Here is a 21,635-nt window from a genome sequence, read left to right as displayed (position 1 = left end):
ACCTGCCGTCTCGTCCCTCCGGCCCGTTCTCCTCGTGGGAGATCGGTCTCGCCCTTCGTTACCTGCGCGCCAAGCGCAAGGAGGGCGGGGTCGCCCTGATCGCCATCATCAGCTTCATCGGCATTCTGCTGGCGGTGATGGCGTTGATTGTGGTGCTGAGCATCATGTCGGGCTTCAGGAACGAGTTGCTGGGGCGGATGCTGTCCTTCAACGGGCATATGTATGTCCAGGGCAGTGTCCTGACCTCGCTGGATCGCGACGAGGCGTTGAAACGGATTGCGGCCGTGCCGGGCGTCGTCAGCGCAACGCCGTTGAACGAGGCGCAGAGTCTGGTGCGTGTCGGCGGCTATACAACGGGCGCGGTCGTGCGGGGTGTGCGGCCGGAAGATCTGATCGACACCAAGTTCGTGTTCGACAGTTTGACGCCTGCTGAGCGCGAGAGCTTTGGCAAGGGCGCCTATGGCGGCAACCGTATTCTGATCGGCGCGTCATTGGCGAATTCGATGGGCGTGCGGGTAGGCGATCCCATCACACTGTATTCTCCGACGGGCGCCGACAGCGCCTTCGGCAATCTGGGCGGTTTGGAAAAGACCTACTACGTGGGCGGCCTGTTCCGTTCTGGTGCGGCAGACTACGACCGGGCCTACATGTTCATGCCGTTGGAGCAGCAGCAGTTGTTCTTTGGCAAAGAAGGCGTCTGGGACGTCATCGAGATCAAGGTCGCGAACGCTGATAAGGTGGGCGATATGACGGCTGCGGTGCGTGACGCGGTAGGCCCGGGGGCGATTGTCACCGACTGGCGCGAACGTCAGGCCGCCTTCTATGGCGCGCTGAAGGTTGAACGCGTGGCCATGAGCATCATTCTGGGCATGGTGGTCGCCATCGCGGCGCTGAACATCATTTCCGGCATTGTCATGCTGGTGAAGAACAAGACCAAGGACATCGCCATCCTGCGCACCATCGGCGCCAGCCCGTCGTCCATCCTGCGTGTCTTCTTCATGGCCGGGTCGATGATCGGCATCGCCGGAACCATCGCAGGCTTGATCCTTGGCCTGTTGTTCTGCCTGAACATCGGCGCGATCCAGCACGCGCTGGAGTGGGTGTTCCAGACCAAGCTGTTCAACTCGGACGTCTATATGCTGGACGCCATTCCGGCGGAGGTTGATCCGGTGGACGTGATCTGGATCACCGTCTGGGCGACCTTCATGTCCTGCTTCGCCAGCCTGATCCCGTCGTGGCTCGCCACCCGGATCGATCCGATTGAGGCGCTGCGCTATGAGTAAGGCCCCCATCCTGTCCGTGCGCGGTCTGACGCGCACCTATGAGACGGCGCTCGGCGGTTTGACCGTGCTTAAAGGCGTCGACCTGGATGTATTTCCGGGTGAGATCGTCGGCCTGATCGGCCCGTCCGGCTCGGGCAAGTCGTCGCTGCTTCACGCAGCCGGTCTGCTGGAGCGACCGACGGCGGGCACGGTGACCATTGATGGTGAGGCGGTCGGTGATCTGGACGAACGGGCGCGCACTCGCCTGCGTCTGAGCCGCATTGGTTTCGTCTATCAGTTCCACCACCTGCTGCCGGAGTTTGATGCTCGCGACAATGTCGCCCTGCCGATGCGGATCGCCGGCGTTTCGCAAGCCGATGCGCGCAAGCGTGCGGAAGAGACGCTGGCGATTCTGGGCCTAGGCGAACGGATGACGCACCAGCCGGCGCAACTTTCGGGCGGCGAACAGCAGCGTGTCGCGATTGGCCGGGCGCTGTCGAATGGCCCCCGGCTGTTGCTGGCCGATGAGCCGACGGGAAATCTGGACCCGACGACCAGCCAGTCGGTCTTTGAATCCCTGCGCAACTTGGCGAAGACGACGGGTGTCGCGGCCCTGATCGCCACGCACAACATGGAGTTGGCGGGCCATATGGATCGGGTTTTCGCTCTGAAGGACGGCCATCTGGAAGAACGGGCCGCTGAAAGTCACGCCTACTGAGGTCTGGCGCTGCGGCCTAGTGCCGCGTTACGCCTGAACGGCTGGGCGGAAAGCTGTCTGCCGGTCCCATCAGACCGTGGCCGTATCCGCCGACAATCGTCTCTGCCTGCCGCAACGCGAGCCAGGTCAGGAAGGTGGGCAGGGTGGTCAGGTCCGAGGCGCTGTGGTCCAGTTCCTCTCTCAGCCAGGTTCGTTCTTCCTTGGCCAGTGTGGGCGCCAGCAGGGCAGGGGCGCGATAGGTGCGCTGAGCGATGGGGCGGCGCAGCAGCAACTGAACAGCCGCCTCACAGGGGCTTTCCTCCAGCATTTGAGTAAAGCGGTCCAGATACTGACTGCTGCCCTCAAGACCATACATCACACGATTGGCGTCGCAGAGAATGACGCCCGACAGGCCCAAGGTTCTGGCATGACCTTTGCGTAGATCCCTGAGAGCGGGCCAAAGACGACCCGTTTCGAAATCCTGTTCCACGCTCGTTACAAGGATTGCGGCTTCCAGCATGCCGACACGGCGCTCATTCAGTGACTTCAACATCACGTCATGGCTGGACTAACCGCGCTACTTGATCAATTGCGTGGGACTACGAGGTTTCGCAGATCAACCGGCATTGTATTTTGTGTGCATGGAAAGTTTGGGACTCTCGCCGTTTGATCCTTCGGCATCGAACGACCGCCTTCGCAAGTCGGCAGGCTTGGCTGGTGAGCCGTCGTCAGACCGCATCGCCCAGGGATCTGACGTGACCCAGGAGATCCTGGTGATCGACGACGATCCCGCGATCCTGGGCATGACATTGCTCACTTTCAGAGAGGCTGGCTTCCAGGCGGTGGGGTTCACTGACCCGCTGGACGCCCTGATGTGGGCGTCGGATGCAGATCCGACATGCATCGTCGTTGATCTGAAACTTCCGGGCATTGAGGGGCTGGATCTGGTCGGCGCCTTCTGCGCTTTCGGCCGTCACGCCGTCATACTGGTCAGCGCCTATGTGGATGTGCTGACGACCGTCGACGCCATGCGTCTGGGCGTCGACAATGTGCTGACCAAGCCGACTTCACCTGAACAGCTGCTAGGCGCAGCCCGACGTGCGTTGGATATTCTGGCTTCGATCCCGCGCCAAGACACCCTGACATTTACGCGGCGCGAGCGGCAGGTGGCCGAATATCTGGTCGCGGGGCGCACCACCAAACAGATCGCGCAGGCTCTGGCGCTGAGCCCGCGGACAGTCGAGTTCTTCCGCGCCAGCCTGTTACGCAAGACGCAGTCGCCAAATTCGGCGGCGTTGGCCTCGGCGCTGACGCGCATCGGATTTACCGCTCCGGACGCTTGACGAGAACAAAATCGGAACATAGAACATTGCCGGAACACAGAGGTTGATCTGGGGATAAGCTCATGCCGCGTTTGATGAGGGATATGCTGTCGCTTGCGTCGTGCGGCGGCTTCGTCTGGATGGTCTGGCAGGCGGCCTTGATGGCCACGTCCGTCTGACGCTCCAACAAGACTGATCGTTTGACGCTCGTTTCGGCGACGCCATATCAGCCAGGTCGTTGGCGTGGGCGCCGATTCGGCGTCTAATCGGGTCACAGACGAAGGAGCGAACAGTGAGTGCAGCAGAGGGGCAGGGCTTCGTCCATCTGCGCGTGCGCTCCGCCTATTCGTTGCTGGAAGGTGCGATCAAGGCGGGCAAGATCGGCAAGATGGCGGCGGACGCCGGCATGCCCGCGGTCGCAGTCGCAGACCGGGCCAACCTGTTCGGTGCGCTGGAGTTCAGTCAGGCCACCAAGGACTCTGGCGTTCAGCCCATCGTCGCCTGTGCCCTGCCGGTGTTTGGCATTGGGGGCCAAGTCAACGCGCGCTGGGCCAAGGTGCCCACCATCGTCCTGTTGGCCCAGAACGAGACGGGTTGGCTGAACCTGTGCGCCCTGTCGTCGTCGGCCTATCTCGACTCCGGCGAAATGGCCGAACCGGGTGTGGACTGGCGTCAGGTCGTGGAACGTTCGGAAGGACTGCTTCTGCTTTCGGGCGGGCCTGACGGGCCCGTCGACCCGCTATTTGCGCAGGCCAAGAAGGCTGAGGCGGTCGAGACACTAGACGCCATGAGGGCGGCGTTTGGCGACCGTTTCTATGTCGAACTGCAACGCCACGGACTGGACGACGAACGGCGCGCCGAGCCCGGATTGGTCGAATGGGCCTACGCCAACGACGCGCCGCTGGTCGCCACCAACGATGTCTATTACGCCAAGGCGTCGCAGGCGAAGTCGCATGACGCGCTGCTGTGCATCGCCGACGGCGCCTTCACAGGCCAGGAAGATCGTCGCCGGATCACGGGCGAGCATTGGTTCAAGTCCGCCGAGGCGATGCGCGAGCTATTCGCCGATCTGCCCGAGGCCTGCGACAACACGATCGACATCGCCAGACGCTGCGCCTTTCTGGTCAAGACCCATGCGCCGATCCTGCCGCGCTTTGACACGGGGGCAGGGCGCTCGGAGGCCGATGAACTGGCGCACCAGGCGCGCGAAGGCCTGAAGGTCCGCCTCACCGAGGTCGCAGCCGCTGTTCCTGAAGAAGAATACTGGACCCGCCTGGAATGGGAGGTCGGGATCATCCAGCAGATGGGGTTCCCGGGCTACTTCCTGATCGTTTCGGACTTCATCAAATGGGCCAAGGAGCATGGCATCCCGGTGGGGCCCGGGCGGGGCTCCGGCGCCGGTTCTCTGGTCGCATGGTCCTTGACCATTACGGATCTTGATCCGCTGCGTTTCGGCCTGCTGTTCGAGCGGTTCCTGAACCCCGAACGGGTCTCCATGCCCGACTTCGACATCGACTTCTGCCAGGAACGGCGGGAAGAGGTGATCGACTATGTGCAGGCTCACTACGGCAAGGACCGGGTGGCGCAGATCATCACCTTCGGCACCCTGCAGGCGCGCGCTGTGCTGCGCGATGTGGGGCGTGTGTTGCAGATGCCGCTGGGGCAGGTGGACCGGCTCTGCAAGATGGTGCCGAACAACCCGGCCAATCCGGTCACCCTGGCCCAGGCCATTGAGCTGGAGCCGCGTCTGAAAGAGGCGCGCGATGCCGAAGCGGCGGTGAAGACGCTGCTGGAAACGGCGTTGGAGCTTGAGGGACTGTATCGCAACGCCTCGACCCACGCGGCGGGCATCGTCATCGGCGACCGCCCGCTGACGGAACTGGTGCCTCTGTACCAGGACCCGCGGTCCACGATCCCGGCCAGCCAGTTCAACATGAAGTGGGTTGAGCCTGCGGGTCTGGTGAAGTTTGACTTCCTGGGTCTGAAGACCCTGACGACATTGGACCGTGCGCACCGCTATCTGTCGCGCCGTGGGCTGGCGCCGACCTGGAACCAGCTGCCGCTGGATGACGCCAAGACCTATGAACTGATGGCCTCCGGCCAGACAGTTGGCGTGTTCCAGCTGGAATCACAGGGCATGCGCGACACCCTGCGCAAGATGCGATGCAGTTCGATTGAGGAGATCACCGCGCTGATCTCCCTCTACCGGCCGGGGCCGATGGAGATGATCGACACCTATATCGACCGTAAGTTCGGTCGGGCCGAGGTGGACTATCTGCACCCCTCGCTGACCGAGGTGCTGACCGAAACCTACGGCGTCATCATCTATCAGGAACAGGTGATGAAGATCGCCCAGATCCTGGCGGGCTACAGCCTGGGTGAAGCCGACCTTCTGCGCCGCGCGATGGGCAAGAAGAAGAAGGAGGAGATGGACTTCCAGCGCCTTCGCTTCGTCAAGGGCGCGCTGGAGAAGGCCGTTCCCGAGACGCAGTCGGGATCCATCTTCGACCTGGTGGCCAAGTTTGCGGGCTACGGCTTCAATAAATCGCACGCTGCGGCCTATGCGCTGATTTCGTTCCAGACGGGCTGGCTGAAGGCCAATCATCCGGTCGAGTTCTTCGCCGCCTCGATGAGCCTGGACTTGTCGAACACCGATAAGCTGGCGGTCTTCTATCAGGATGCGCGGCGGTTCGAGGTGCCAGTGTTGGCGCCGGACATCAACCGTTCATCCGCCGACTTTGACGTTGCCTGGGATGAGGACAAGGGCTCGGTGCTCTATGCGCTGGGGGCGATCCGAAACGTGGGCCTTGAGGCCATGAAACACGTCATCGAGGTGCGCGAGACGGGCGGGCGGTTCCCCGATATCTTCGACTTCCTTGAGCGGGTCGATCCGCGCAGCGTCAACAAGCGGGCGTTGGAAGGCTTGGCCAAGGCAGGCGCCTTCGACAGCATCCACCCGAACCGTCGCCAGTTGGTGGAGCAGGCCGACATCCTGATGGCCTATTGCCAGAGCGTGGCGGCGGAACGGGCTTCGTCGCAGGTGTCGCTGTTCGGCGGCGATCAGGCGCATGCCGCACGGCCGCGCCTGAAGAATGTCGATCCTTGGGTCGGGCCGGAACGACTGGATCACGAACTGGCCGCCGTTGGCTTCTATCTGTCCGGCCACCCGCTGGACGAGATGACGACGGCGTTGAAGCGCAAGCGCGTGACCTTCGTCGCGGAGGCGATCCCGCTTGCGGAATCGGGGCACGAAGCCTTCCAGATGGCGGGCATGGTGCGGCGCAGGCAGGAGCGTGCCAGCGCGCGGACGGGCGAAAAATTCGCCTTCGTCACCTTCTCGGACCCGACGGGGGAGTTTGAATGCCTGTTCCCTCCGGAGCAGTTGCGCAAATGTCGTGAAGTGCTGGAGCCGGGCGCTTCCGTCATGGTGCGGGTGCGCGCCAAGTCGTCGGACGGGGAGGTGCGGTTCTTCGGCGATGACGCCTCGCGTATGGACAACCTGCTGGATGACGCGAACATCGGCCTGCGCATCCATGTATCGGCCAGGACCGCAGACGCCGAGGCTTTGCGCTCGCGTCTGGAGAAGGCGCGTTCGGGCGCCATCGGCAAGGGCGGGGAGGTGTCTTTGGTCGCCTCTCTGGATGGTCGCCAGGAGGTGGAGCTGAAGTTGCCGGGGCGGTACCGGTTGGATGGCGCCTTGCGAGGGGCGCTGAAGTCGGCGCCCGGCGTTGTCATGCTGGAAGAGGCCTGAACGGGGCGGTGTTGGTTGCGGATTGCGGTTGCCGCCATCGCCACACTTGCGTTTCCGGGCCATCCCGACTACACGGCGCTCGCATTTCGCAACGCGGGTGAGGCGCGATTCGGGGAGAAATCCCGTGTCGCACCATTCCGAGGGCCTTTCGGCCTTTAATCCCCCGCGCCACGTTTGATCGGAAAAAGGACTAAACGATCATGGCTTTGCCAGAATTCTCGATGCGCACCCTGCTGGAAGCAGGCGCTCACTTCGGTCACCAGACGCACCGCTGGAACCCGAAGATGGACCGCTACATCTTCGGCTCGCGCTCGAACATCCACATCATCGACCTGTCGCAGACGATGCCGCTGTTCCACCAGGCTCTGGTGGCCGTGCGTGAAGTCGCCGCCAAGGGCGGTCGCGTTCTGTTCGTCGGCACCAAGCGCCAGGCCTCGGAGCCGGTTGCTGAAGCCGCCAAGCGCTGCGCCCAGTACTACATGAACAACCGTTGGCTCGGCGGCACGCTGACCAACTGGCGCACCGTTTCGGGCTCGATCGCTCGTCTGCGTGAGCTGGAAGGCATCCTCGAGAACGGCGGCGAAGGCCGCGTCAAGAAGGAACTGCTGACTCTGCAACGCGAGAAGGACAAGCTGGAACTGTCGCTGGGCGGCATCAAGGACATGGGTTCGATCCCGGACATCATGTTCGTGATCGACACCAACAAGGAAGCGATTGCGATCCAGGAAGCTCGCAAGCTGAACATCCCGATCATCGCTATCCTGGACACCAACTCGGACCCGGACGGCATCACCTATCCGGTCCCCGGCAACGATGACGCCGCACGCGCCATCCAGACCTACTGCGACCTGATCGCCGACGCCGTCCTGGACGGTCTGGCGGCTGGCGCTTCGGCCTCGGGCATCGACCTGGGCGCTTCGGAAGCTCCGGTTGAGCCGATGCTGCGCGAAGCTTCGGCTCCGGTCGCTGCTGAAGCCGCTCCGGCTGGCACGGAAGGCGCTGCTGCTGAACTGGAAGCGGCTGCTGAACCGGCCGCTGAAGCTGAGAAGGCTGAGGGCTGATCGCCCTGCGGCCTTCTTAGGTGCTAATGTTTAGCGCCAAGAATGAAGGCCGTGCGTTGAACTGACACACGGCCGGGCTAAATCAGCCCGGCCGTTCCCACATCGAAATCCCCCCAAGGAGAAGAACATGGCCGAGATCACTGCCGCCCTCGTGAAGGAACTTCGCGAGCGTTCGGGCGTCGGCATGATGGACTGCAAGAAGGCGCTGGTCGAAAACGACGGCAACATCGAAGCAGCAATCGACTGGCTGCGCGCCAAGGGCCTGTCCAAGGCCGCCAAGAAGGCTGACCGCGTCGCCGCTGAAGGTCTGGTTGCTGTTGCGTCGAAGGAAGACGGCAAGGGCGAAGTCGCCGCCGCCATCGAATTCAACGCTGAAACCGATTTCGTCGCCCGTAACGAGCTGTTCCAGAACGCCGCCAAGTCGTTCGCCCAACTGGGTCTGGAGCACCACACGGTCGAAGCCCTGCACGGCGCTGAGCTGGAAGCCGGCAAGACGGTCCAGGACGAAGTGACGAACATGATCGCCACCATCGGCGAGAACATGCAACTGCGCCGCGCCGCCCGCCTGTCGGTCGACGAAGGCGTGGTTTCGACCTACGTCCACAATGCTGTTTCGCCGGGCGTCGGCCGCATCGGCGTGCTGGTCGCCCTGCACGGCGAAGGCGACAAGGTCGCTCTGCGCGAACTGGGCCGCAAGATCGCCATGCACGTCGCCGCCACCGCGCCTCTGTCGCTGAACACGGACGACCTGGACCCCGCCGCCATCGAGAAGGAACGCGCTGTTCTGATCGAAAAGGCCAAGGAAGAAGGCCGCCCGGAAAACATGATCGAAAAGATCGTGGAAGGTCAGATCAACAAGTTCCAGAAGGACGTGGTGCTGTCCAAGCAACCGTTCGTCATGGACCCGGACGTGACCATCGAGCAGCTGGTCGCCAACTCGGCCAAGGAACTGGGCTCCTCCAACCTGCACCTGGCCGGCTTCGTCCGCCTGGCGCTGGGCGAAGGCGTCGAGAAGGTTGAAGGCCCCGACTTCGCGTCGGAAGTCGCCTCCATGATGGGCGGCAACTAAGCTCCTATCCCCTCATTCGTGAGGGATTTGTATCAGAAGGGCGCGTTCGGCTTTGATGGCCGGCGCGCCCTTCGTCTATAAGAAGCCGCCTGATTCAATGGCGCCGCAGTAAAACGGAACCCCCGCATGCCCGACGCCCCCTCGAACTTCCGCTACAAACGCGTGCTGTTGAAGGTTTCCGGTGAAGTCCTGATGGGCGACCAATCCTTCGGCGTCGACATGGCGACCGTGGATACGGTGGCCAAGGCGGTGGCGCAGGTGGCGGCAGAGGGCGTTGAAATCTGCCTGGTGATCGGCGGCGGCAACATCTTCCGCGGCCTGTCCAAGGCCGCAGCGGGCATGGAGCGCGCCCAGGCCGACTATATGGGCATGCTGGCGACCATCATGAACGCCCTGGCGATGCAGTCGGCGCTGGAGAAGATCGGGGTTTCGACCCGCGTACAGAGCGCCATCCCCATGGCCGCCATCGCTGAACCCTACATCCGCCGTCGCGCTCTGCGTCACCTGGAAAAGGGCCGCGTCGTGATCTTCGCCGCTGGCGTCGGCGCACCTTTCTTCACAACTGATTCGGGCGCTGCCTTGCGCGCGGCTGAAATGGGTTGCGACGCCCTGCTGAAGGGCACCAGCGTCGATGGCGTTTACACCGCCGATCCCAAGAAGGATCCGAACGCGACCCGTTATGAGACCCTGACCTACCAGGAAGTGCTGGCGAAGGATCTGCGGGTCATGGACGCCTCCGCCATCGCCATGATGCGCGACACGGGCATTCCGATTGTGGTCTTCTCGATCCGGGAAGACGATTCACTTCGCCGGACCCTGACGGGCGAAGGCACGTTCACGGTGATCAAGGACGCTGCCTGAGCAGCCCGAGAGACCTGACAGAGACAAGAGAGACCTAGACGATGGCCAAGCCCGAACTGAAGACCTATCGCGACCGCATGGACAAGTCGGTCGCCGCCCTGAAGGAAGAATTCAGCGGCCTGCGCACCGGCCGCGCCAATGCGGGCCTGCTGGAACCCGTGCGCGTTGAAGCCTACGGTTCGGCGTCGCCTCTGACGGCCGTCGCCGCCGTCAGTGTGCCGGAACCGCGCATGATCTCGGTCAATGTCTGGGACAAGTCGATGGTCGTCGCCGTTGAAAAGGCGATTCGTAACGCCAACCTGGGCCTGAACCCCATCGTTGACGGCCAGACGCTGCGTATTCCGGTGCCGCCCCTGACCGAAGAGCGCCGCAAGGACCTGGTCAAGTTGGCTGGCAAATACGCCGAGCAGCAGAAGATCGCCGTGCGCAACGTCCGTCGTGACGCCAATGATGATTTCAAGAAGGCCGAGAAGGCTGGCGAAATCAGCCAGGACGAGCAGAAGAAGCTGGAAACCGATGTCCAGAAAGAGACGGACGCGGCCATCAAACGCATCGACGAAGCCTTGAAGACCAAGGAACAAGAGATCATGCAGGTCTAAGGCGAGCAGGTCTGGGGCGAACCGGCGTGGCGCGGAAGGAAACTCACAGCAGATGACGGCCGCGCCTACAGGTACGGAGACCGCAGTGATCGGTGTCGATGGACCACGCCCGCATGGTCCGCGCCATGTCGCGATCATCATGGACGGCAACGGCCGCTGGGCGAAGGCGCGCGGCCTGCCGCGTGCAATCGGCCATCGCGAAGGCGTCCAGGCGCTGAAACGCACAATTCAGGCCGCACCCGACTATGGCATCGAATGCCTGACGGTGTTCGGCTTCTCGACCGAGAACTGGAGCCGCCCAGAGGACGAGGTGTCGGACCTGATGGGCCTGGTTCGCACCTATCTGGCCAGCGATCTGATCCGGTTGGAGAAGGCGGGGGTGCGTCTGCGCATTCTGGGGCGTCGCGAAGGCCTGCCGTCCGACATCGTCGCCATCATCGACAAGGCCGAGGCCCAGACGGCGCACAATACGCGGTTCCTGTTGCAGGTCGCCTTCAACTACGGCGGACGGGCCGATCTGGTGGACGCGGCGCGTCGCCACGCGGAAAAACTTCTGGCTGGCGAAACGATCGAGCCGATCAGCGAACAGACGTTTGAAATGGGGCTGGCGACTGCGGGCTCGCCGCCGTTGGACCTGATCGTTCGTACATCTGGCGAAAAACGACTGTCGAACTTCCTGTTGTGGGAAGCCGCCTATGCCGAACTGGTGTTCCAGGACGTGCTGTGGCCTGACTATGGTCCCAAGGCTCTGGGCGAGGCTGTCGCCGTCTTTGGCGAGCGTGATCGCCGCTATGGCGGACGAGAAGCTGTGCCAGCGCGGGTGGCTGGCTGATGGCGGTCAAGGGGCGTGACATCGCGTTGCGAGCGGCGTCTGCCGTCGTGCTTGCGCCTGCGGCTGTAGCGGCGACCTGGGCGGGGGGCGTGTGGTTCCTGGGCCTGATGGTCGCGGCCTGCATCGTTCTGGCCTTTGAGTGGGCGGCGATGAGCGCGCCGCATGCCCGTCGCGTGATGGGCGGGGCTGTTTCATTCGGCGTCGTGGCGGCGGTGATCAGCGCGCACTTCGGCGCCATGTCTGTCGCCTTTATCATGCTGGTGTTCGGCGCGGCGGCGGCGGGCGTCTATGCGCGCAGCCGGGGCCAGCAGGCGCTGGATGCGTCATACGGCGTGCTCTATCTCGGCTGGCCTGCGGTTCTGCTGATCTGGCTGCGGGCGGTCGACAGCCCGGTTGGCCTGCACTGGACGGTGCTGGTGTTCGCGGTGGCCTGGTCTGCCGATATTCTGGCCTATCTGGCGGGTTCGACCCTGGGCGGACCGAAACTCTGGCCGCGCTTCTCGCCCAACAAGACGTGGTCAGGCTTTATCGGTGGGCTGGTCGCCGGAACGATTGCAGGCGCGGTCATGACGGCCTGGGTCGATATGGGGCGTCTGACGATCTTCTGGGGCGCTGCGCTGGGGCTTGCCGCCGCATTGGCGACCATGGGCGGCGATCTGTGGGAATCGGCGCTGAAGCGGCGGTTTGGCGTCAAGGATGCGGGCAACACCATCCCAGGTCACGGCGGATTGCTGGATCGAGTCGACGGGCTGATGTTCGCCGTGGTGGTGGTGGCGGCTGGGCGACTGGTCGTGTTGATGCTTGAGCGTGCGGCATGATCCGTCGTCGCGTCACGGTGTTGGGTTCGACCGGTTCTGTCGGATCGTCGACGCTGGACCTGATGGATAAGGCGGAGGCCTCCGGCACGGGGGCTTTCGAGGTTGAGGCGCTGACGGGCGGCGCCAACATCGCCCGTCTGGCCGAACAGGCGAAACGTTGGAAGCCCAAGTTGGCGGTCACGGCTGATCCGGTCAGACTGCATGATCTGCGCGACGCCCTGGCGGGAACCGGGATCGAAACGGCGGCAGGCGAGGGCGCTATTGTCGAGGCGGCGACCCGTCCGAGCGACTGGATCATGGCGTCCATCGTCGGCGCTGCAGGCCTGAAATCGGCATGGGCGGCGGCGGATACGGGCGCGATCCTGGCGCTTGCGAACAAGGAAAGCCTGGTCTGCTGCGGCCCGGCGCTGATCGAGCGCGTTGGACGGGCAGGGGGCAAGCTGATCCCCGTCGATTCCGAACACTCGGCTATTTTCCAGGTCTTCCCCGCTGAAGCGCCGGAACGCGTGTCGAAACTGGTCCTGACGGCGTCAGGCGGGCCTTTCCGTCAGGTTTCGCGTGAGCGGATGGCGTCGGCGACGCCGGAACAGGCGGTCGCGCACCCGAACTGGAGCATGGGGGCCAAGATTTCGGTCGACAGCGCCACCATGGCCAACAAGGGCCTGGAGATGATCGAGGCGGCCTATTTGTTCGGCATGCCCGAGGATCGGATCGATGTGGTGGTCCACCCGGAATCAATCATCCACAGCCTTGTGGAATATGTGGATGGATCGACGTTGGCCCAGATGGGAGCGCCGGACATGCGCACGCCCATCGCCTGCGCCCTGGCCTGGCCTGAGCGGATCGCCTGGCCTGCGCCCAGGCTAGACCTGCCCGCACTGGGACGTTTGACGTTCGAGGCGCCGGACGTTGAGCGGTTCCCGGCGCTGGATCTGGCGCGTCAGGTGCTGAAATCGGGAGGCGCCGCGCCCGCTGTTTTCAACGCTGCCAACGAAGTGGCCGCCTTCGCCTTCCTTGACCGGAAGCTGGCGTTTCTCAATATTGCCGCAGTCGTCGCCGAAACCCTTGAACGTGCGACAAAAGCGGGGATGGTCTTTGGCTCTGGAGATGCCTGCGGTGCGGCCCTGTCGGTCGATGCCGAGGCGCGTCAGATGGCCAGGTCCATCATCGCCGGACTTGCGAATGCGGCCTGATCGGCCGGGGGAGACGATTTTCGAATGCTAGGCGCCCTGGGTCAGGTTCTGATCTACATCGTACCATTCCTGCTGGTGCTGACGTTTATCGTCACCATCCATGAACTGGGGCATTTCCTGGTGGCCCGCGCCTTTGGCGTGAAGGTCGACCGTTTCGCTGTCGGCTTTGGCAAGGCGATCTTCAGCCGCGTGGATCGTCACGGCATAGAATGGCGGCTGGGTTGGATCCCGGCTGGCGGTTACGTGAAATTCTCGGGCGATCTGGATGCAGCCAGCGTGCCGGATCAAGCCGGTCTGGCAGAACTGCGCCAGCGTCTGATCGCCGAGAAGGGACCGGGAGCCGAGCGCGACTATTTCCATTTCAAACCGGTCTGGCAGCGTGCGCTGATCACTATTGCAGGGCCGGTCGCGAATTTCATCCTGGCTATCGTCATATTCGCGGCCACCTTCATGGCGCTGGGCGACGTGATCATGCCTGCACGCGTGGCCCAGGTTCAGGAAGGATCGCCAGCGGCTCTGGCGGGCTTCCAGCCTGGCGACCTGATTACCGGCGTCAATGGACGCACGATCCAGAGCGGATCGGATGTGACCCAGACTGTGATGCTGAGCGCAGGTGACCCGGTCCGTTTCACGGTTGAACGCGGTGCTCAGACGCTGGAGCTTGTGGCGACACCGGAACGCCGTACGGAAGATGACGCCGTCGCAGGCCGTATAAAGGTCGCCCGGATCGGTCTGGGCCTCGGCGCGAGCCGCGCTGACATCCGTTATATCCGATATGGGCCCATCGAAGCTGTCGGCGCGGGCGTGCGTCAGGTCGGCAGTGTTCTGAACTCGACCCTGACCTATCTTGGACGAATGGTGACCGGTCGCGAATCCGGCGACCAGTTCAGCGGTCCGCTGGGAATCGCCAAGGTCAGCGGCTCTCTGACCAACGAAGTCGTCAAGGCCAGCCCTGATCCAAAGGCGGCTGCAATCAACCTTTCGCTGACTCTGGTTCGGCTCGCTGCCATACTTTCGATCGGAATCGGCTTTCTAAACCTATTGCCCATCCCTGTGCTGGACGGCGGCCATCTGCTTTTCTACGGCTATGAAGCTGTGGCGCGCAGACCAGTGTCGGCGCGGTATCAGGAGATTGGCTATCGCGCAGGCCTTGCGCTTCTGGCGGGATTTATGTTGTTCGCGACGTGGAACGACCTACAGAAGCTCAACATCTTTCAATTCCTCGGCGGGCTCGTCTCGTGAGCCGACGCCAGCCCCCGATGGTTTCTCGAATGAACGACATGACCTCTCGCGCCGCCGTCCGAATGGGCGCCCGCTCCAGCCTTCTGGCATTGACCGTGGCCGCCGGCCTCGGCGCACCGGCATTCGCCCAGTCTGCGCCAGCACAGCCGGCCCCAACCCCCGCCCCGGCTCCTGCCCAGGCCGCGCCTGCCGACGGCGCGACGCCGACGGTGCAGATGGCTGCGCCTACGGGCGTACAGATCAACCGGATCGTGGTTCAGGGCGCACAGCGCATCGACCAGACGACGGTGCTGTCCTATCTGCCGATCCGCCCCGGCGACACGGTGGATGCGGGCGTGCTGGACGTCGCCGTCCGCACCCTGTCCCGCACGGGCCTGTTCGCCGACGTTCAACTGGGCGTTCAGCACGGTGATCTGGTCGTGCAGATCGTTGAGAACCCGATCATCAACCAGGTGGTGTTTGAGGGAAACAAGGCGGTTTCGCTCGATAAGCTGACCAAGGAAGTGACGCTGAGCCCGCGCGGCATCTACACGCGCGCCAAGGTTCAGGAAGACGTCGGCGCCATCGTCGAACTGTATCGTCTGCAAGGCCGTATCTCGGCGACCGTGACGCCCAAGCTGGTCCAGCTGGAGCAGAACCGCGTCGATGTGATCTTCGAAATCGACGAAGGTCCGAAGACTGGCATCAGCGCGATCAACATCCTGGGCAACCATGCCTATTCCGACCGCGACGTGCGCGGCGTGATGGTGACCCAGCGCACCCAGTGGTGGAAATTCTTCTCCAGCAACGACAACTTCGATCCGAACCGGTTGGAGTACGATCAAGAGCAACTGCGGAAATTCTATACGAACCGCGGTTATTACGATTTCCGCATCGTCTCGTCGGTCGCCGAACTGCAGCCGGACAATCAGGCGTTCCAACTGACCCTGACGCTGGACGAAGGTCACAAATACACCTTCGGCGAAGTGAAGGTCGTCACCGAGAATGACCGCCTGAACGCCGCCTTCCTTGAGCGTCTGATCCCGATCCGCTCGGGCGCTCTGTACGAAAGCGACAAGATCGAGAGCGCCGTCGACGCCCTGACGTTTGCGGCAGGCTCTGCCGGTTACGCCTTTGTCGACATCAATCCGACCTATCGCGCCAATCCCGAAACGGACAAGGTCGATGTCACCTTCAACGTCTCGGAAGGCCAGCGCGTCTACATCGACCGCATCAATGTGGTCGGCAACACCCGCACTATCGATCCGGTCATCCGTCGCGAACTGATGCTGACGGAAGGCGACGCCTTTAACCGCGCCCTGATGGAGCGCTCGCGCAACAACCTGCGTGCGCTGGGCTTCTTCAAGGACGTGACGATCCAGGAAGAGCGCGGCAGTGCGCCAGACCGCTCGGTCATCAATGTCGCCGTGCAGGAACAGCCGACTGGCGAACTGTCTGTGGGTGCAGGCTTCAGCTCGGTCGATTCCTTCACGGTCAACCTGGGTATCTCGGAGCGGAACTTCCGTGGACGTGGCCAAAACGTCGTGTCGCGCCTGGAATGGGGTTCGCTGCGCCAGCAGATCGACTTCCGCTTCACCGAGCCCAAGTTCCTGGGCCGTGACCTGCGCGCCGGTTTCGACCTGTTCCACTCGCGTTACGACCTGAGCAAGTATTCGTCGTATGACTACCGTTCGACGGGTGGCGGCGTGCGTCTGTCCTATCCGCTGAACGGCAACATGCTGCTCAGCACGCGCTACTTCCTGAAGAGCGATGAGATCATCGTGCCGTACAACTATTGCGGCACGGCGGGTCTTGGGTCGTCTGCGCTATGCGATCAGATCGGCAGCTATCTGAACTCGTCCGCAGGCTACACGCTGCAGGTCAACTACACGAACGATCCGGTCCGCCCGACACGCGGCTGGGCTGGCTCGCTTCGTCAGGACTTCGCGGGCATTGGCGGCGACGTAAACTACGTCAAGACCGAAGCGGACGCGTCCTGGTACTACGGCATCACGCCGAAGTGGATCGTGAGCGTTATGGGCCAGGCGGGCTATGTCACGGGCTGGAACGGCGATCCGATCCGCATCAACGACCGCTTCTTCAAGGGCGGCAACAGCTTCCGCGGCTTTGAAACCGCTGGCATGGGGCCGCGCGATCTGACGACGCGCGACGCATTGGGCGGCAACTTCTACGCCATCGGCACGGTCGAAGTGACCTTGCCGAACTATCTGCCTGAACAGTACGGCATCAAGACCTCGCTCTTTGCCGATGTGGGTACGCTGGGCGGTCTGGACGATCGCTACAAGCTGACCTCGACCGGCACGGTGAACGCGAATATCGTTGACGAAATGGCGCTGCGGGCATCTGCGGGCGTCAGCATCCACTGGAAGTCGCCGATGGGTCCGATCCGCTTCGATATCTCCAAGGTCCTGGCCAAGGAAGACTACGACAAGACCGAATCCTTCCGCTTCTCGACCTCCACTCAGTTCTAAACAGCGGCGAAATCCGTCCGCACGAGGGTAAAATGAAAGCTCTGATCATCGCCGCTACGGCTGCGGCATCGCTTGTTTCCACTGCTGCTCTTGCTCAGCAGGCTGCGCCGCAAAACCCGGGTCCGGTCATTCCGGGCGTCTGCACCTATTACAACGCCCGTCTGCTGGCCCAATCGTCGGCTGGTCAGGCCGTTGAGGCCCGCATGCAGCAACTGGCTCAGGAAGTTCAAGGTGAACTGCAGCCCTATGCCACGGCTATCCAGACCGAAGCGACGGCTCTGCAAACCGGCGGCGCCAGCATCCCGGCGGATCAGATGAACCAGCGTCGCCAGCAACTGCAGCAGCGCGCTCAGGAAGCCCAGCAACTGGAAGGCACGCGCGAGAACGAACTGCGCTACACCCTGGGCACGCAACGTCAGAAGATCACTGAGGCAGTTTCGCCGATCCTGACCGCTCTGTACCAGGAAAAGGGCTGCGGCCTGCTGCTGGACCGTGAAAGCGTCTTCATGATGAACCCGGCCATGGACCTGACCGACGTCGCCATCCAGCGTCTGAACGCGGCCCTGCCGACCCTGACGTTCAACCGTATGCCGGTGCCGGCTCAGTAAGCCTCTGGCTGCTGAAAAGGAAACCATGCCCGATACTCGCTTCTTTCAGACCCTGCCGTCCCTGACCGTCGCCGAACTGGCGGCGCAGATCGGAGGCGCGGTCGAGAGGGGCGGGGATCGGTCCATCGCCTCGGTCGCGCCTCTGTCCTCTGCTGACAGAGGCGCGATTGCGTTTCTGGGTGATCGCAAGTTCGCTGCTGCGCTGTCGCAGACCCAGGCCGGATGTGTGATCGTGCCGCCAGAAGCGGTTGATGCTGCGCCAACTGAGGCGTCTGTGATCGTGTCGCGCACGCCTCAGGCCTCGTGGGCCAAGGCTTCGCTGTTGCTGCATCGTGTCGTTACGCTCGACGCCGCGATCACGCTTGAAGAGGCTGCCGAAGACGAAAGCGTCGTGATCGAGCCCGGCGTGGTTCTAGGCGTGGGGGTCCGTATCGGTCGCGGCACGCGCATCTGCGCCAATACTGTGATCGGTCCGGGCGTGCAGATCGGACGCGACTGCGTAATCGGCTCCAACGTCACCGTAGGTTTCGCCCTGATCGGGGATCGGGTGAAGCTGTATGCGGGCGCCCGCATCGGCGAGGCGGGCTTTGGCGCCACTGGCACGGCCGCCGGCGTCATGGATATTCCGCAGCTTGGCCGCGTCATCCTGCAAGACGGTGTCACCGTCGGCGCTAACAGCTGCATTGATCGCGGCGCCTACGACGACACGGTGATTGGCGAGAACACCAAGATCGATAATCTGGTCATGGTGGGCCACAACTGCATTATCGGTCGTAACTGCCTGCTGGTCGCCAACACCGGCATTTCGGGCTCTGTGACGGTGGGCGACAACGTCATATTCGGCGGCAAGGCCGGGATCGGCGACCACATCACCATCGGCGAAGGCGCACGTGTCGCGGCGGGCGCTGGCGTGCTGGCCGACATTCCGGCGGGGGAAACCTGGTCTGGTTATCCCGCGCGGCCGATCCGTCAGTTCTTGCGCGAAACCGTCTGGCTCGCCAAACAGGCCTCTGCAAAGAAGGCTCCAAAGGAATCATAGGGATGAGTGACACCAGCACGGTCGGGGGCAAGATCGACTACGCCGAGGTTATGCGGCGGCTGCCGCATCGCTATCCTTTCCTGCTGGTGGACAAGGCGGAAGAGTTCACGCCCGCGACCTCAATCGTCGGCATCAAGAACGTGACGCATAACGAACCGTTCTTCCCCGGTCACTTCCCGATCGATCCGGTGATGCCGGGCGTCCTGATCGTCGAAGCCATGGCTCAGACCGGCGCACTTCTGATGTCTAAGACGCTGGACGTGGCGGTGGCCGACAAGGTCATCATGTTCATGTCCATCGACGGCGTACGCTTCCGCAAGCCTGCACGTCCGGGTGACCAGTTGCGCATGGAGGTCAAGGTGATCCGTGCGCGTGGCGACGCCTACAAGTTCCGGGGGGAAACCTTCATCGACGGCAAACTGGCCGCAGAAGCCGAGTTCATGGCCATGGTCGTGACCGTGCCGGAGCCCGCAGCCTGATGACCATTCACCCGACCGCCATCATCGATCCCTCTGCTCGTCTCGCCGACGGGGTCGTTGTCGGGCCGTGGAGCACGGTCGGGCCGAATGTTGTCCTGTCTGCAGGTGTGCGTCTGGTCAGCCATGTTGTGGTCCAACAGGACACCAGTGTCGGCGAAGGCACCGTTATCCATCCGTTCGCCGTCATTGGCGGTGACCCGCAGCACAACGGCTACAAAGGCGAGCCGGTGCGGCTGGAGATCGGCGCCAATAACCAGATCCGCGAGCACTGCACCTTCAATCGAGGCACGCCGCAGGGCACGGGAGTGACGGTGATCGGCTCGAACAATCTGTTCATGACCGGCGCCCATGTCGGCCATGACTGTGTGGTCGGCGACAATGTCGTCATGGCCAATAACGCCACGCTGGGCGGCCATGCCCATATCGGCGATAAGGTCTTCCTGGGGGGGCTTTGCGCCGTGCACCAGAATGGCCGTGTGGGGCAGGGCGCGATTATTGGCGGTCTGGCCGCTGTGACGCGCGACGTCATTCCCTATGGCTCGGCCTGGGGCAATCATGCGCGGTTGCGTGGCCTGAACCTGATCGGGTTGAAGCGCAAAGGCTATGGCAAGGATCAGGTGCGCCGACTGCTGGCCGCCTATCGCGACCTGTTCGAGGGCACGGGCGAGTTCGCCGGACGTATTGACGGCGTGGCTGAAACCTATGCCGATCTGCCCGAGATCATGGAGATCATCGCCTTCATCCGCGACGGCGGTCGGCGTCCGCTGTGCCTGCCGAACGCGGAATGAGCGTCAGCGGAAAGCTGGGCCTGATTGCTGGCGGCGGCGATTTACCGGCTGCGGTGGCGGCGCGGTGCGATGCAGAGGGCCGCGAGGTGTTCGTGGTGCGGTTGGCGGGTTTCGCCGATCCCCACCTTGTGCGTTGGCCCGGGGCTGAGTTCGGTATGGCGCAGATCGGGGCCATTCTGAAGGCTCTGAAGTCGGAAGGTTGCGCCGCTGTCTGTCTGGCAGGCATTGTCAATCGCCCTGATTTCAAGACACTGAAGCCCGATCTTAAGGGTGCGTCTCTCTTGCCGGGTATAATTGCTGCAGCGACCAAAGGCGATGACGCCTTGTTGCGCAAAATTCTGTCGGTGTTCGAGGCTGAGGGTTTCGCCGTCGAAGGCGCGGATGACATTCTGGGCGGAGAGACGCTGCCAAACGGCGCCTTGGGGCGTGTCAGCCCGACACCCGAGCAGCTATCTGATCTGAAGAAGGCTCTTCATGTCGCTGAAAAATCGGGTGAACTTGATATAGGTCAGGGGGCTGTTGTCGTCGACGGTCTGGTGTTGGCTGTTGAAGCTCAAGAGGGCACGGACGCCATGCTCTCGCGCGTGGCTGGCCTGCCTGCAGACCTGCGCGGTTCCGCAGATGAGCGGAAAGGCGCGTTGGGCAAGGCGCCCAAGCCGATCCAGGACCTGCGCGTGGACATGCCGGTGATTGGGCCACGCACCGTCGAGCTAGCGGCGGCGGCTGGTCTGGCGGGCATCGGCGGCGTCTCTGGGCGTCTGATCCTGATCGACCGCAACGCCATCATCGAGGCGGCAGACCGCCTTGGCCTGTTTGTCTGGGGGGAAGCCCGTTGAGCCGTCCTCTGAAGGTGATGCTGGTTGCTGCTGAAGCATCTGGTGATGCGCTGGGCGCAGGTCTGGCGAAAGCCTTGAGATCGCGTCTGGGGCCAGACGTCGCATTCGTCGGCGTCGGCGGTCCCAGGATGGCGGAACAGGGCGTCGTCAGCCCATTCGATATCGCCGAACTGTCCATCCTCGGCTGGATCGAAGGTTTGCGCGCCTACGGCAAGGTCAAGGCGCGTGTCGCGGAGACGGCGGCTTTGGCCGCGCGGGAAAAGCCTGACGCGGTGATCCTGATCGACAGTTGGGGTTTCACCATACGGGTGGCCAAGGCGATCCGGGCGGCGCAACCGAATGTGCCTCTGATCAAATACGTCGGGCCTCAGGTCTGGGCATCGCGGCCCGGGCGGGCGAAGACGCTGGCGGGCGCCGTGGATCACCTGCTGGCCCTCTATGGGTTTGATGCGCCCTGGTTCGAGCGGGAGGGCCTGTCGACGACAGTTGTCGGGTCATCCGCCCTTCATGTCGACATGAGCCATGCCGACGGCGCAGCGTTTCGGGCGCGGCGCGGCATTGCGCCAGAAGCATCGCTGCTGCTGGTCCTGCCCGGCAGTCGTCCTAGTGAAATCAATCGCATGACGCCGGTGTTCGAAGCCACCATCGCAAGACTGAAGGCTGCCGATCCTGCACTGGAAGTCGCTGTGGTCGCGGCGGGAACCGTG

Annotated in this window: 19 protein-coding genes and 1 pseudogene; 19 read left to right on the top strand and 1 reads right to left on the bottom strand. The window is 63.1% G+C overall.

The genetic code is table 11. The annotated features are described in order from the left end of the window. The first annotated feature begins 2 nt into the window (after positions 1-2). Complete coding sequence (locus QZ281_RS15820; protein ID WP_292230051.1) at positions 3-1,283, top strand: lipoprotein-releasing ABC transporter permease subunit; 1,281 nt, start codon at positions 3-5, stop codon at positions 1,281-1,283. Then, a complete protein-coding gene (locus QZ281_RS15815) occupies positions 1,276-1,980 on the top strand; it encodes an ABC transporter ATP-binding protein (protein WP_292230006.1) in 705 nt (234 codons plus the stop codon). The genes QZ281_RS15820 and QZ281_RS15815 overlap by 8 nt, the downstream gene beginning before the upstream one ends. A 16-nt stretch (positions 1,981-1,996) precedes the next feature. Here the strand turns inward: QZ281_RS15815 and QZ281_RS15810 are convergent, their stop codons facing one another. After that, entirely contained in the window at positions 1,997-2,512 is a 516-nt protein-coding gene (locus QZ281_RS15810; protein WP_292230004.1) for a hypothetical protein, read from the bottom strand. Positions 2,513-2,714: 202 nt separating this feature from the next. On the opposite strand from QZ281_RS15810, the gene QZ281_RS15805 reads away from it, so the two are divergent. From QZ281_RS15805 to QZ281_RS15725, 17 genes and pseudogenes are all read left to right on the top strand, one after another. Continuing rightward, the gene (locus QZ281_RS15805) at positions 2,715-3,302 is read left to right on the top strand and encodes a response regulator (RefSeq protein ID WP_292230002.1); all 588 of its coding nucleotides are present in this window, start codon (positions 2,715-2,717) and stop codon (positions 3,300-3,302) included. A 271-nt stretch (positions 3,303-3,573) separates the two neighbouring features. Next, the gene (gene dnaE / locus QZ281_RS15800; protein WP_292230001.1) at positions 3,574-7,032 is read left to right on the top strand and encodes a DNA polymerase III subunit alpha; all 3,459 of its coding nucleotides are present in this window, start codon (positions 3,574-3,576) and stop codon (positions 7,030-7,032) included. A 200-nt stretch (positions 7,033-7,232) separates the two neighbouring features. Continuing rightward, positions 7,233-8,093, top strand: a complete 861-nt coding sequence (gene rpsB, locus QZ281_RS15795) for a 30S ribosomal protein S2 (RefSeq protein ID WP_292229999.1) — start codon at positions 7,233-7,235, stop codon at positions 8,091-8,093. 127 nt (positions 8,094-8,220) lie between these two features. Further along, positions 8,221-9,162 carry a translation elongation factor Ts gene (gene tsf, locus QZ281_RS15790; protein WP_292229998.1) on the top strand — a complete coding sequence of 314 codons (942 nt, stop codon included), beginning with the start codon at positions 8,221-8,223 and terminating at the stop codon, positions 9,160-9,162. A gap of 126 nt (positions 9,163-9,288) precedes the next feature. Beyond that, positions 9,289-10,023 carry a UMP kinase gene (gene pyrH, locus QZ281_RS15785; protein ID WP_292229997.1) on the top strand — a complete coding sequence of 245 codons (735 nt, stop codon included), beginning with the start codon at positions 9,289-9,291 and terminating at the stop codon, positions 10,021-10,023. 41 nt (positions 10,024-10,064) lie between these two features. Next, positions 10,065-10,622 (top strand): ribosome recycling factor, encoded by a 558-nt coding sequence (gene frr, locus QZ281_RS15780; protein WP_292229996.1) that lies wholly within the window; start codon positions 10,065-10,067, stop codon positions 10,620-10,622. Positions 10,623-10,707: 85 nt separating this feature from the next. Then, positions 10,708-11,454: a polyprenyl diphosphate synthase gene (gene uppS, locus QZ281_RS15775; protein WP_292229993.1), complete on the top strand. Its 747-nt coding sequence runs from the start codon at positions 10,708-10,710 to the stop codon at positions 11,452-11,454. After that, entirely contained in the window at positions 11,454-12,272 is an 819-nt protein-coding gene (locus QZ281_RS15770; RefSeq protein WP_292229991.1) for a CDP-archaeol synthase, read from the top strand. Before uppS ends, QZ281_RS15770 begins: the two co-directional genes overlap by 1 nt. Next, positions 12,269-13,465, top strand: coding sequence for a 1-deoxy-D-xylulose-5-phosphate reductoisomerase (gene dxr / locus QZ281_RS15765; RefSeq protein WP_292229989.1), 1,197 nt, complete (start codon positions 12,269-12,271; stop codon positions 13,463-13,465). Before QZ281_RS15770 ends, dxr begins: the two co-directional genes overlap by 4 nt. 24 nt (positions 13,466-13,489) lie before the next feature. Then, positions 13,490-14,707 (top strand): RIP metalloprotease, encoded by a 1,218-nt coding sequence (locus tag QZ281_RS15760; RefSeq protein WP_292229987.1) that lies wholly within the window; start codon positions 13,490-13,492, stop codon positions 14,705-14,707. Positions 14,708-14,736: 29 nt separating this feature from the next. Beyond that, positions 14,737-17,178, top strand: a complete 2,442-nt coding sequence (gene bamA, locus QZ281_RS15755; protein ID WP_292229985.1) for an outer membrane protein assembly factor BamA — start codon at positions 14,737-14,739, stop codon at positions 17,176-17,178. Between the two features lie 32 nt (positions 17,179-17,210). Continuing rightward, a complete protein-coding gene (locus QZ281_RS15750) occupies positions 17,211-17,786 on the top strand; it encodes an OmpH family outer membrane protein (protein WP_292229983.1) in 576 nt (191 codons plus the stop codon). Positions 17,787-17,811: 25 nt separating this feature from the next. Beyond that, complete coding sequence (gene lpxD, locus QZ281_RS15745; protein WP_292229981.1) at positions 17,812-18,825, top strand: UDP-3-O-(3-hydroxymyristoyl)glucosamine N-acyltransferase; 1,014 nt, start codon at positions 17,812-17,814, stop codon at positions 18,823-18,825. Between the two features lie 2 nt (positions 18,826-18,827). Next, complete coding sequence (gene fabZ / locus QZ281_RS15740) at positions 18,828-19,304, top strand: 3-hydroxyacyl-ACP dehydratase FabZ (protein ID WP_292229979.1); 477 nt, start codon at positions 18,828-18,830, stop codon at positions 19,302-19,304. Then, entirely contained in the window at positions 19,304-20,092 is a 789-nt protein-coding gene (gene lpxA / locus QZ281_RS15735; RefSeq protein ID WP_292229977.1) for an acyl-ACP--UDP-N-acetylglucosamine O-acyltransferase, read from the top strand. The genes fabZ and lpxA overlap by 1 nt, the downstream gene beginning before the upstream one ends. Beyond that, the gene (gene lpxI / locus QZ281_RS15730) at positions 20,089-20,928 is read left to right on the top strand and encodes a UDP-2,3-diacylglucosamine diphosphatase LpxI (protein ID WP_292229975.1); all 840 of its coding nucleotides are present in this window, start codon (positions 20,089-20,091) and stop codon (positions 20,926-20,928) included. Before lpxA ends, lpxI begins: the two co-directional genes overlap by 4 nt. Then, positions 20,925-21,635: pseudogene (locus tag QZ281_RS15725) on the top strand (lipid-A-disaccharide synthase); the annotation flags it as partial. The gene lpxI and the pseudogene QZ281_RS15725, both read left to right, overlap by 4 nt.

This window comes from Brevundimonas sp., from assembly GCF_018608325.1.
Taxonomy (GTDB): domain Bacteria; phylum Pseudomonadota; class Alphaproteobacteria; order Caulobacterales; family Caulobacteraceae; genus Brevundimonas.
The sequence above is the reverse complement of the archived record's forward strand: the minus strand, read 5'-3'. Positions and strand labels throughout refer to the sequence as shown.

Excerpts from the sequence above, each read along its gene's own strand:
- QZ281_RS15815 (WP_292230006.1), top strand. The coding sequence starts at position 1,276 with ATGAGTAAGGCCCCCATCCTGTCCGTGCGCGGTCTGACGCGCACCTAT.
- QZ281_RS15810 (WP_292230004.1), bottom strand. The coding sequence starts at position 2,512 with ATGTTGAAGTCACTGAATGAGCGCCGTGTCGGCATGCTGGAAGCCGCA.
- QZ281_RS15770 (WP_292229991.1), top strand. The coding sequence starts at position 11,454 with ATGGCGGTCAAGGGGCGTGACATCGCGTTGCGAGCGGCGTCTGCCGTC.
- pyrH (WP_292229997.1), top strand. The coding sequence starts at position 9,289 with ATGCCCGACGCCCCCTCGAACTTCCGCTACAAACGCGTGCTGTTGAAG.
- QZ281_RS15760 (WP_292229987.1), top strand. The coding sequence starts at position 13,490 with ATGCTAGGCGCCCTGGGTCAGGTTCTGATCTACATCGTACCATTCCTG.
- lpxI (WP_292229975.1), top strand. The coding sequence starts at position 20,089 with ATGAGCGTCAGCGGAAAGCTGGGCCTGATTGCTGGCGGCGGCGATTTA.
- rpsB (WP_292229999.1), top strand. The coding sequence starts at position 7,233 with ATGGCTTTGCCAGAATTCTCGATGCGCACCCTGCTGGAAGCAGGCGCT.
- tsf (WP_292229998.1), top strand. The coding sequence starts at position 8,221 with ATGGCCGAGATCACTGCCGCCCTCGTGAAGGAACTTCGCGAGCGTTCG.
- lpxA (WP_292229977.1), top strand. The coding sequence starts at position 19,304 with ATGACCATTCACCCGACCGCCATCATCGATCCCTCTGCTCGTCTCGCC.
- bamA (WP_292229985.1), top strand. The coding sequence starts at position 14,737 with ATGAACGACATGACCTCTCGCGCCGCCGTCCGAATGGGCGCCCGCTCC.
- dxr (WP_292229989.1), top strand. The coding sequence starts at position 12,269 with ATGATCCGTCGTCGCGTCACGGTGTTGGGTTCGACCGGTTCTGTCGGA.
- QZ281_RS15750 (WP_292229983.1), top strand. The coding sequence starts at position 17,211 with ATGAAAGCTCTGATCATCGCCGCTACGGCTGCGGCATCGCTTGTTTCC.
- frr (WP_292229996.1), top strand. The coding sequence starts at position 10,065 with ATGGCCAAGCCCGAACTGAAGACCTATCGCGACCGCATGGACAAGTCG.
- fabZ (WP_292229979.1), top strand. The coding sequence starts at position 18,828 with ATGAGTGACACCAGCACGGTCGGGGGCAAGATCGACTACGCCGAGGTT.
- lpxD (WP_292229981.1), top strand. The coding sequence starts at position 17,812 with ATGCCCGATACTCGCTTCTTTCAGACCCTGCCGTCCCTGACCGTCGCC.